Source organism: Paenibacillus sp. FSL H8-0122 (genome assembly GCF_038005345.1).
Lineage (GTDB): Bacteria > Bacillota > Bacilli > Paenibacillales > Paenibacillaceae > Paenibacillus_AQ.
Map to the genome: position 1 here is coordinate 566,399 of NZ_JBBOTB010000001.1, position 11,462 is coordinate 577,860.

An 11,462-nucleotide genomic window follows, 5' to 3' on the forward strand; every position below is an offset into this window, starting at 1 on the left:
GAACGCAAGCATGCGCCCACCCGGAAGCCTCATTACAGTCCAAATAACCCCCGCCCAAGGTACACGGCTTCGTGTCCTTGGGCGGGGGTTGTTCTGTAGATTAAGTAGTAGTTAGTGCAGGCTGGAAGCGCCTGGTGTCAGACCGGCCGCCGCATCTCTCCCAGCAGCTCGCCCATCTTCACCTTCGTGTCCGGGGCAAGCCCGGGGCGCGGGGTGAAGGTGCCGCTCTCCATCAGCAGGACGACTGTGGAACCGAATTCGAAATAAGCCAGGTCGTCGCCGCGCTGCCATTCTCTGGCCGCCTCATCGGTGTAGCGGATACTGCTCACATTCATTGCGCCTACCTTGACCACGGCGGTCTCGCCATAGCTGCCGGCTATATAAGTAATCAGCCGTTCGTTACGGCTCAGGACACTCTTCATATGGCGCATGCCGAAATCATTCACGGGGTAAGCCCGTCCGCGGATATAATCGCTCTCCCGGAGCTGTCCGGTTAACGGGGAGTGAATCCGGTGATAATCGGTAGGGCTTAAGTAGAGGACGAAATAATAGCCTTTCTTGTACAGTTCGAGGTGTGGCGAGTGATTAAGCAAATCCTCCAGCGTATAATCCTGCCCCTTCACATTCATTATCGTGCCGCAGTTGATTTCGCCCATTGCCGTAATCATCGCGTCCACGGGACTGGCTACGGCATGCTCACCGCTGGCCACCGGGCGCGTCCCCGGCTTCAGGCGGCGGCTGAAGAATTCATTCAGTGTACGGTATTCTCCGGCAGCCTTCTCCGCCTCGGCGGCAGGAATCTGATAGGAACGAATAAATACCGGAATCATAAGGCGGCTGAGTCTGCTGTGGGATAAAGCCCCCATCAACCTGGAAAGCCATCTGTGCGAGGATAGCTCGGTCATCAGCCGCAGCAATTGTTTAACCATGCCCATCTCCCTTCCATCATGCAGCAGTGTTATCCCGTGCCAAAGGGACTCCACCCGCTCTGCATTATATTGACATAGAATAGGAGACAAATCAATAAGAGTTCATTCTTAATGCTTCTTCGTACAGATATCTGGCATAGCCCATAGGCTGGCGGTAGCTGTCTTTCCATACCCCGCGCAGTCCGGCCTTCTGGAAGCCGTAACGCTGGTCGCGCCCGTTGCATTCAATGAAATACAGATGTCCGTGCTTCGTGACACCGATGTCCAGACCGATATCGGCCAGCCCCGGCAGACTCTTCTCCAGCTCACGGGCGATGGCGAGACTGAGGGAGAGGACGGACATACGGATTCTGGCTGCCTCTTCTCCAGGGAATGCCTGCTCCAGGGCAAAAGAGGACTTCAGGGCTTCGCCCCCTCTGGCAATGTTCGATACAAAGCCGCCGGGCGCAGCCAGCTTGGCGAAAAGGCCGGTGACCTGCCACGCTCCGCCCCAGCCCCGCTGTACCGTGACACGCAGGTCAAAGGGGCGTCCGTTAATCTCAGCCAGCGGAATCCGTTCCTGGACCAGATAGGGCACAGAAGAGAGCCGGGCGCGGAGGACCCGGGGAAGGGCGTCCGGGTTAACGGCTCTGCTAACCTTGCGTCTTGAGCCAGAGAGAGAGTAGCTCCAGAGCCAGCGCCCTTCGCCGCTGCGGGTGAGCCGCATCACACCGTTACCCACGCTGCCCCGGCAAGGCTTGAGGATCAGATCCGGGTAGCGGCCCATCATCTCCCTCAGACCGGAGAGTCCGCTTGCAGTGACCGGCAGATAAGCTTGCAGTTCGCGGCTGCGCTCCAGCAGGCCGTGAATCTGATCCTTGCCGTAGCGGTTGCAGCTGTTATAGACCTGAATTCCCTGCCGGAGCAGGCGCTCGACGCCGGTGCTGCGGGGATCATAGATTGCCCGGTTGTGGATGACCTCCGGCGTAGGGACGATTTGTCTGCGGTAGCCTTGCGGACCTTTCTTCATATAGACACTGCTGAAGCCGGACGCCACGTCGATGTCGGACAGCTTCACAAAGCAAGGGGTTAATCCGTATGCGGCGGCGGCCTCTTCGTAGTTGGCCAGAGATTCCTGTCCGGTTTTTAACCGGGGAACGCCCCCGTGCATAGCGGCATTTAGCAGTATCCCAACGAGCTTTTGCCCCATGTTCGTTCCTCCTGTTATCTTGAAGTACTTCCCGGCTGTTTTTATGTCTCCTGTCATTGTATGTATGTACGTGCCCGTAAGGGTTGGACGGATGCGCGGCGGCAGATGCCCTTTTTTGAAAGGAGAAGATTGGATTACCGGCAAGGGGAAGGGTGTCATCCGCCCATGCTGCTGCATATGATGCCTAGAAGATACAACAGATGGAAGGAGGAGACTGCTTGTGAAGAGTCCCAAACGAAAACAGCAGCGCAGTTCCAAAAGACCGCTCTATTACGTGGATAATCCCGATACGACTGAACTTAGCATGCTAGACAGCAGTCCCAAAACACAAAAAAACCAGGAACTGGAATGGACGGAAGTGGCAGAGGGAGAAGACCTTGCCCTGCAGGTGAGCGGGGTGGAGATGCTGGAAGTGACCGCGCCACTCCAGCAGATTGTGCTTGCACCGGAGGGGAAACAGGAAGCCGTGACGGAAGAGGGGCGCCAGCAGGAAGGCACTGCTGCCCTGCCAGAAGCGGAGGTAACAGCTCCACCGGAAAAAGAACGCCTGCAGCCCGTATACACCGATGATCTGTCCGATGGCGCCGTCACCGGTGCCAAGATTGCTCCACGGACCATTGACGGGTCCAGACTAAAGCATGGCATCATCGGCACACCCTGGCTGCAGGACTATGCGGTGCAGAGCATCAACCTTGCGGACCGGTCGGTTACCTCCTCGAAGATAGCGCCGGAGTCCATTACCGGTGAGCATCTGGCGGAGAGCAGTGTCAGCGGGGGCAAGCTGCTGGATCACTCCATCGGCGGCGAGAAGCTGAAGGATGGCAGCGTCGGCCCGGAGAAGCTGGCAGACCGGATGATCAGCGGAGGACATATTGCCGACGGTGCCATTAGCAGCAGACATCTCAGTGAGTTCATTATCACAGCGGAGCTGCTGGACGATGGGGCAGTGACTGGTGAGAAGATTCTCAGCAGCAGCATTGACAGCCGCCATCTCAGCAACGGCAGTATTGACCGCTCTAAGCTGGCTGACGAAGCGGTGTCTGCCGACAAAATCGCCGATGGCGAGATCAGCGGTGTCAAGCTGGGTGATGCGGTGATCGAGAGCCGGCATGTGGGGGAAGGCGTCATTACTGCCAAGCATCTGGCACCGGGCGCCATTGGACGGGAGCAGCTGGCGGCACGCCTGATCGGCAAGGAGCAGCTGCAGCCCGGTATTATTGAGAGCGGGCATCTCGCAGACGGGGCAACCGGGTCCCGGCAGATCGCGGCGAAGGCTATCCGCAGCCAGCACATTAACCCGGAGAGCATCCATGCCGACCATATTGCCGAAGGTGAAGTTGGCAGCCGTCATCTGGCGGACCGCAGCATTTCTTTTGTGAAGCTGGCGGACGGCGCGGTAGGAACTGCACAGCTGATTGAGCAGGCGGTTACCTCTTCCAAAATTGCGGATCAGAGCATTCTGGCCCATAAGCTGGCTGACGAAGCCGTGATGACGCGCCATATTGCGAAATCTGCCGTGCGCAGCGCACAGATTGCCGCGCAGGCTGTCACATCGGCACATTTGCAGCGCGAGGCCGTGGATCATTCTCATCTGGCCGCAGAGTCTGTAGGCTCAGTCCAGCTGCAGGAGCATTCCGTCCTGACCGGCCATCTGGCCAAAGGAGCAGTTACGGAAGAACAACTGGGGTATGAATCCGTTACAGGAGAACATATTAGCCCCCAGAGTATTACTGCAGCCAAGCTGGCGGACGGCAGCATCATTACCGCCAAGCTGGCCACGGGCGCGGTCGGGGGGACGATTCTGGCAAAAGAAGCGGTCAGCGGTGAGCATATTGCGGTCTGCGCCGTGGAGGAGAAGCACCTGGCGGATGGCAGCATCAGCGGGCGGGTGCTGCAGGAGGAGGCTGTAGACGCCAGTCATCTGGCATCCGGCGCCATCGAACGCCGGCATCTGGGAGACAGCAGTGTGACTTCATCCGCGCTGCAATCCGGTTCGGTAACGGCAGATAAGCTGTCCTCCGGTGCCGTCAAGGAGGCCCATCTCACTGCTGCGATTGTACAGCCGCATCATTTGGCCGACTATGCAGTCACTTCGCTGAAGCTATCGCCGGAGAGTGTCTCAACGGATAAACTCGGTGATCTGGCCGTCACTTCAATTAAGCTGGCGGACGGCAGTGTAAGCGCGGAGAAGCTGGCAGCCTCAGCAGTGCAGACTGAGCATCTGTCGGCAGGCGCGGTCGGCCCGGATTCGCTTAAGGATACGTCTGTGCAAGGCAGACATTTGGCGGCTGGCAGCGTGGGCGGAGCACATATCCGGCCGATGTCGATCGGCAACGGACATCTTATTCCAAGCTCTGTCTCATCGATCCAGATTCAGGATGGCAGCATCAGCGGCACCAAGCTGGCCGAGGGGGCTGTAGCTTCCCGTCATCTCACTCCTGGCAGTGTAGGCGGAAGCGAGCTGGCTGAGGCCTCAGTGGAAGGGCGGCATCTCGCAGATGGCGGCATTAGCCTGGCGCATCTGGCAGATGAGGTCCGCAGTGCGGACCTACTGCCCGACGGAAGCATTGGCGCGCAGAAGCTGGCAGCGGGTGCTGTAGAGTCGGTTCACTTGGCTGAAGCGAGTGTTCAGGCCGTTCATTTGGCGCAGGGAGCGGTGGAAGCCCGGCATATCGGTGCCGGAGAGATTACGCTGGCCCATCTGGCCAAAGAGACGCGCAGCGCGGATCTTCTGCCGGATGGCAGCATCGCAGGCAGCAAGCTGGGGGCGGGAGTGGTAGGGGCCTTCCATTTGGCTGCAGGCAGTGTGTATGGCGGCCACCTGGCTGCGGATGCAGTAAGCAGCCGGCATATCCGCGCCGGCAGCATTCAGCTCAGTCATTTGGCTTCCGATACGCGGGGCGCAGACCTGCTGCCGGATGGCTGCATAGGCGGAAGCAAGCTGGCCGAAGGCGCAGTGGATTCGCAGCATCTCCAGCCGCAGAGCGTGGATGCAGAGCATCTTGCGGGCGGAGTGATTCAAGAGCGTCATTTGGGCTCAGGAATTATCCGGCTGGCGCATCTGGCAGAGGAAACGAGAAGTGCGGACCTGCTGCCGGATGGCAGTATAGGTGGAAGCAAGCTGGCCGAAGGCGCAGTGGATTCGCAGCATCTTCAGCCGCTGAGCGTGGACGCAGAGCATCTTGCCGGTAGAGCCATCCAGGAGCATCACTTGGGCTCAGGAATTATCCGGCTGGCGCATCTCGCGGAGGAAACCAGAAGTGCAGAGCTGCTGCCGGATGGCAGTATAGGTGGCAGCAAGCTGGTTGAAGGCGCAGTGGGTTCGCAGCATCTCCAGCCGCAGAGCGTGAACGCAGAACATCTTGCAGGCGGAGTAATCCGGGATCGCCATTTGGGGCCTGGAATTATCCGGCTGGCGCATCTCGCGGAGGAAACCAGAAGTGCGGAGCTGCTGCCGGATGGCAGTATTAGTGGAAGCAAGCTGGCCGCAGGTTCTGTGGGCTCTATCCATTTGGCTTCCGGCAGCATCTACGGAGGTCACCTGGCGCCTGAAGCCGTGGATAGCTGTCATATCCGTCCAGGCAGCATCGGCCTGGAGCATCTGTCTCAGGATGCCCGGACCTCCGAGCTTTTGCAGGACGGCAGTATTACAGGGGAGAAGCTTGCTCCTCACAGCATTGGAACCAGGCATCTGGCAGAAGGGTCAGTGGGAAGCTCCGAGCTTCAGGATGAAGCGGTGGATGGCTCTAAAATCTCTTCCTTTGCCATCCAGTCCCGGCATCTGGAAGAAGACAGCATCCAGAGCCATCATATTGCTCAGGGTGCAGTGAACAGAGATCATCTGGCGCCTGATTCAGTGGATAGCAGCCATCTGCGTGCGGGCAGCATCCAGCGGGAGCATCTGGCCGAGGGCACGCTGACTTCTGAGCTGCTGGGAGAAGGCAGCATAGACGGAAGCAAGCTGGCGCAAGGAGCTGTCGGATCTAACCATCTGGCACCGGTCAGTGTCTACGGAGGCCATCTGGCTCCCGGAACCGTTGACGGGCGTCATATCCGAGGCGGCAGCATTGGCCTGGAGCATCTGGCCGAGAATGCGCGGACTTCCGAGCTATTGCAAGACGGCAGTATTACAGGGGGGAAGGTTGCTCCTCACAGCATTGGAACCAGGCATTTGGCGGAAGGCGCAGTGGGAAGCTCAGAGCTTCAGGATGAGGCAGTGGATGGTTCCAAAATCGCTTCCTTCGCCATCCAGTCCCGGCATCTTGAAGAGGACAGCGTGCAGAGCTACCACATTGCTCAGGGTGCGGTGAGCGGGGATCATCTGGCGCCTGATTCAGTGGATAGCGGCCATCTGCGTGCGGGCAGCATCCAGCGGGAGCATCTGGCCGAGGGCACGCTGACCTCTGAGCTGCTGGGAGAAGGCAGCATAGACGGCAGCAAGCTGGCGCCAGGAGCGGTGGGGCCTAATCATCTGGCTCCGGGCAGCATCTACGGGGGCCATCTGTCTCCCGGAATCGTTGACGGGCGCCATATCCGTCCTGGCAGCATCGGCCTGGAGCATCTGGCCGGGGATGCGCTGACCTCAGAGCTGCTCCCGGACCATAGTGTGAACGGAGCGAAGCTTGCGATTCACAGCGTCGGCACCGGCCATCTGGCTGAAGGTGCGGTAGGAAGCTCTGAACTGCAGGATGAGGCGGTGAAGGCTGCCAAAATCGCTCCCTTTGCCGTCCAGTCCCGGCATCTGGAAGAAGACAGCATCCAGAGCCATCATATTGCTCAGGGTGCAGTGAACGGGGATCATCTGGCGCCCGGATCAGTCAATGCGGAGCATCTGTCCTTCCATCCGGTGCAGAGTGTCGGGAATCGCGATGTTTTGCAGCAGTTCGGGATGACGGCGTTCATGTTCAATGGTGAGGCGGAGAGTGTGGAGGTGACGGTTTCTTTTGACGAGAGCTTCGGCCATACCGGCTATGTGCTGGTTGCCATGGCTAACCAGCCGTACTTCCATGCCTCGCTTAAGAACAGAACGGGCGGAGGAGCGACGATTGAGGTGGTACGGCTGCGCGAGACCCAGCATTTCTATGGCGTGCTGTCGTGGATTGCGCTCGGCACTCCGCTGGTCAAACCTGCTGTGGAGCATCGTGCTTTTGATTAATTGATCCAGGGCACAATAGATTGTACATGGGGCGCAGCCGTGGGTTGCGCCTTTTGTGCATGATTACGCCAGCATTTATAGGCATGACGCTATACATTATCCTACTATTGCTTGCTGCTGAGATAGCTGGTTCCCTTCGATTTCTTCCGGGGTGGGTGGCGGAATGAATCTGCTGATTGGACAAGCAAGGCAGCCGGGCGGAGGCGCATAGCGGCATTTGTCCAATTATCTGCGCTCAGGGAGACACTTGCCGTTACCGGGGGTGGCGGGATACATAGACTATGGTGTAACCCTCAGCCCGGGAGCAGCCCTGTGAAGGAAGGTGGATGAGCATGAAAAGAAAAGGAGCATCTGCCCGCCGCACGGGGCGGCGGGCAACCCGGACAGCACGGCGGCCGGTGGCAAGGCCGGTACGGCCTGCTGCACTGCCGCCTGCGGTGAATCATCCGCAGCCTGAGGTGTCGGTTATTATTCCGGCCATGAATGAGGCGGCGACGATTGCCGCAGTGATTGCCGGAGCCAGAGGCGTTCATCCCCGCTGTGAGGTTATTGTGATTGTTAACGGTTCTGCGGATCAGACCGCAGATATTGCGCGCTCCTGCGGAGCTCACGTAATTGTGTATGAACAGCCGCTCGGACACGATGTCGGGCGAAGCGTAGGCGCGGCGGCGGCGAAGGGAGCGGTTCTGCTGTTCACGGACGGGGATCTGGTGATCCCCGCCCCGCAGCTGCGTCCCTTCGTGACCGCGGTCAGCGGCGGAGCGGATCTGGCCTTGAATGATTATTCCGGCCCGGTCCGCAGCAGATTTCCGCATCCGGTGGTGTTATCCAAGCATGTGCTGAATCTTCTGCTCGGAAGGTCTGAGCTGAAGGGCTGCTCCTTGACTGCCGTTCCTCATGCGATTAGCCGCAGGGCGCTGGATGTCCTGGGCAGCAGTCTGCTGTCGAGGCCGCCGCTCGCACATGCGCAGGCGGTGCTGGAGGGCCTGGTGGTGAAGGCAGTGCATAACGTGCCTGTGGGCAGGATGAATGCGGTCCGCCGGAAGCACAGCGGCAGTGATCTTCTGCAGGAGGCTATCCTCAGAGACCACCTGGATGCCGTAGCAATGGTGCTGGAACGCAAGGGCGGCCGGGCAGGCTTCGGGGACGGCATCCGGCGAAGGGAGATGGTGAGATGATGGGAGCGCGGGAAGTATCCGTCAGCGGCCGGTCTTCAGCGGGGCGTACTGCGCCTGGAAGTAGCAGCTCTACAGGGCGCGCCGCCAGACGCAGCGCAGTAGTGCGTGGAGGCGCGGCTAAGCGGCGGTCCGCGAAGCGCCGCAACAAGCCTGCGGCGGCGGGCCCTGGCCTCTCCCGCTCCAAGCGGAAGACCGCTTCCGGGCGGAGGGATCTGTCCCTGCCGGCATCGCAGGGTTCGCTGTCGGTAATTATCTCGGCCAGGAATGAGGAGCAGACGTTGCCGAAGCTGTTGGAGCAGGTGGAACGCCTGAAGCCGCAAGAAATTATTGTTGTGCTCAATGGATGTAATGACCGCAGCTTTCAGCGGACCCGGCTATGCGCTCAGGCGAGTATAGTGTACATTCCGGAATCTGCCGGACATGATGTAGGGCGTTCTCTTGGCGCCAAGCTCAGCCGGGGAGATATCCTGTTGTTTCTAGACGGGGATATGGTGATCTCCGCCGGGCAGCTGTCTTCTTTTGTGGCTGCGGTGGACCGGGGGGTGGATGTGGCGCTCAATGACCTTGATCCGCTCCTGCCCCCCTTCGGGCTAAGTGATGCGGTTACCCGCTGCAAGCTCTACCTGAATCAGGTTCTGGGACGCCCTGAACTTGGAGCAAGCTCCATGACGGCGGTTCCGCATGCCTTATCCCGCCGGGCGCTGGAGAGAATCGGCTACCGCGAGCTGATGGTTCCGCCTCGGGCGCTGGCGCTCTCCATTATGGCCGGGCTGCGGGTGGAGAAGGCCGGAGGAGTGAATGTGATCAAGCATAACCGGCTGCGCCAGGGGAACACGGGAGCCGGCAATGCCATGGAGCAGCTGATTGCAGGTGATCACGCGGAAGCCCTGGTCTGCGTGATTGCCCACCAACAGAGCAGCGGGCAGCTGCCGGCCGAGAATTTGCTGGAGCACCGCCGGCAGATTGCCGCCTGGAGGAACGCGCTATGACACTGACGAGCATTATTATTCCTACGTATAACAGGCTTGGGCTGCTGCGTTCCTGCGTCGAATCGATCAGAGCGCATACCCGGTCCCCCTATGAGATTATTGTAGTGGACAATGCCTCGAATGATGGTACCGAAGCCTACTGCCGCGCCAGCAAGCTGACGTTCATTTCCCTCCCGGAGAACCGCGGTTTTCCGCTGGCCTGCAATATCGGGCTGCAGCTGGCTGCGGGGGAGGAGCTGCTGCTGCTGAACAATGACGTCATTGTGTCGCAAGGCTGGCTGGATAATCTGAAGAGCGCCTTGTACAGTGCCCCCGATATAGGAATTGTCGGACCGGTGACGAATTATGCCAGCGGACGGCAGCAGGTGCAGACCGGCTATACCGATATCGCAGGCTTCCATGCCGAGGCGCTCCGGGCCAATATTCCCGATGCAGCGAAGTGGGTGGAGACCCGAAGGCTTGTAGGTCTGTGCTTTTTATTCAAAAGACAGCTTATGGACGCGATCGGCCTGCTCGATGAACGATTCTCGCCGGGCCATTATGAGGATGACGATTACTGCTACCGTGCCCGGCTGCAGGGATACCGGCTGCTGATTGCCGGAGATTGCCTGGTTCATCATGAAGGCAGCGCCAGCTTCAAGGAGGTCTATTCCGCCTCATTGCAGGAGCTGGTGGAGCGCAACCGCAGGTTTTTTATAGAGAAATGGCAAGTGGACCCGTCGCAGTTCATCTGAGGCCGCTGGCTGAAGGTAAAAGACGTAGAGAAAGAGGAGGAACGTAAGTGAAAGGAGTCATACTGGCTGGCGGAACAGGAACAAGGCTATACCCGCTCACCCGGCTGATGAACAAACATTTGCTTCCGGTCGGCAAATACCCTATGGTGTGCTACGGGATTGAGCGGCTGCGCCAGGGGGGGATCACCGATATTCTCCTGGTCATCAGCAAACAGTCCGCAGGACAGTACACTGACTTTTTGGGCAGCGGCGCGGAATTCGGCGTATCGCTGACTTACAAAATCCAGGAGGCGGCAGGCGGCATCGCGGAAGCGCTGGAGCTGGCGGAAGGATTCATCCTGCCGGGAGAACGGTTTGTCGTGCTGCTGGGGGATAATCTGTTCAAGGATAGTCTGGAGCCTTACGTGAAGAGTTATCTGCAGCAGCCGGCGGGGACCGCGAAGGTGCTCCTGAAGCCTGTCGAGGATGCGCGCAGATACGGGGTTCCGGTGTTTGACAGCGCCGATGCCTCCCTGATTGCTTACATTGAAGAGAAGCCGGAGCAGCCGAAGACAAAATTCTGTGTTACAGGCATATATATGTACGATGAAGCAGTATTCGATATCATCCGCCGGATTTCACCTTCCAGAAGAGGCGAGCTGGAGATTACCGATGTGAACAACCTGTATGCTGCCGAGCGCAAGCTGAGCTACGATGTGCTGCAAGGCTGGTGGAGTGACGCGGGAACCTTCCAGTCTCTGCGCGAAGCCGGAGATAAGCTGAGAGATACGCTGCCCTGAGGGGCGGCGTTTTTTTGGAAATAGAAGAAATTATATGCTTCACACGATAACTTATCCTTCTATTTCTCGCCGAAACGGTACTGTCCATTAAAAGGACGGCAAAGCCGTTTCCGCTGGGTGGGGGCGATTAATGTAGGGCGGCGGAGAGGTGGGGAAGGCGAGGTAGAGAGAAGGGGGAAGGGAATAGTAATTAGTTGGTCTACATAGGAAGAGATTGAGGATGGTAGGAAACTTGAGTGGTCAAAGGTAACTAAAGGGATAAATCCCTCTGAATTCGCCGGGAATGGGCTGGCGGCTGGAATAAAAGGGATAAATCCCTCTGAATTCGCCGGGAATGGGCTGGCGGCTGGAATAAAAGGGATAAATCCCTCTGAATTTTCCGGGGATGGGCTGTCGGCTGGAATAAAAGGGATAAATCCCTCTGAATTCGCTGGAAGTGGGCTGGAAGCTGGAATGAAGTGTACAAATACACTTGAATCCGGAGAAAGTTGGCGTTCGGCGGAAATGAA

Annotated in this window: 7 protein-coding genes; 5 read left to right on the top strand and 2 right to left on the bottom strand. The window is 58.7% G+C overall.

What is annotated here, in order from left to right; translation table 11 throughout:
* Positions 1 to 137 precede the first annotated feature (137 nt).
* Both asd and NSS64_RS02580 read right to left on the bottom strand, forming a co-directional pair.
* The gene (gene asd / locus NSS64_RS02575) at positions 138 to 929 is read right to left on the bottom strand and encodes an archaetidylserine decarboxylase (protein WP_341139111.1); all 792 of its coding nucleotides are present in this window, start codon (positions 927 to 929) and stop codon (positions 138 to 140) included.
* Positions 930 to 1,020: 91 nt separating this feature from the next.
* The gene (locus NSS64_RS02580) at positions 1,021 to 2,118 is read right to left on the bottom strand and encodes a YheC/YheD family endospore coat-associated protein (protein ID WP_340938372.1); all 1,098 of its coding nucleotides are present in this window, start codon (positions 2,116 to 2,118) and stop codon (positions 1,021 to 1,023) included.
* 220 nt (positions 2,119 to 2,338) lie between these two features.
* Between NSS64_RS02580 and NSS64_RS02585 the strand changes: the two genes are divergently transcribed.
* From NSS64_RS02585 to NSS64_RS02605, 5 genes are all read left to right on the top strand, one after another.
* On the top strand, positions 2,339 to 7,273 hold the full coding sequence (locus NSS64_RS02585; RefSeq protein ID WP_341139112.1) for a WIAG-tail domain: 4,935 nt from the start codon (positions 2,339 to 2,341) through the stop codon (positions 7,271 to 7,273).
* A 332-nt stretch (positions 7,274 to 7,605) separates the two neighbouring features.
* Entirely contained in the window at positions 7,606 to 8,451 is an 846-nt protein-coding gene (locus NSS64_RS02590; RefSeq protein WP_341139113.1) for a glycosyltransferase family 2 protein, read from the top strand.
* Positions 8,448 to 9,440: a glycosyltransferase family 2 protein gene (locus NSS64_RS02595; RefSeq protein ID WP_341139114.1), complete on the top strand. Its 993-nt coding sequence runs from the start codon at positions 8,448 to 8,450 to the stop codon at positions 9,438 to 9,440. The genes NSS64_RS02590 and NSS64_RS02595 overlap by 4 nt, the downstream gene beginning before the upstream one ends.
* Positions 9,437 to 10,174 carry a glycosyltransferase family 2 protein gene (locus NSS64_RS02600; protein ID WP_341139115.1) on the top strand — a complete coding sequence of 246 codons (738 nt, stop codon included), beginning with the start codon at positions 9,437 to 9,439 and terminating at the stop codon, positions 10,172 to 10,174. Before NSS64_RS02595 ends, NSS64_RS02600 begins: the two co-directional genes overlap by 4 nt.
* Before the next feature lie 47 nt (positions 10,175 to 10,221).
* A complete protein-coding gene (locus NSS64_RS02605; RefSeq protein WP_339250824.1) occupies positions 10,222 to 10,953 on the top strand; it encodes a sugar phosphate nucleotidyltransferase in 732 nt (243 codons plus the stop codon).
* Positions 10,954 to 11,462 lie beyond the last annotated feature (509 nt).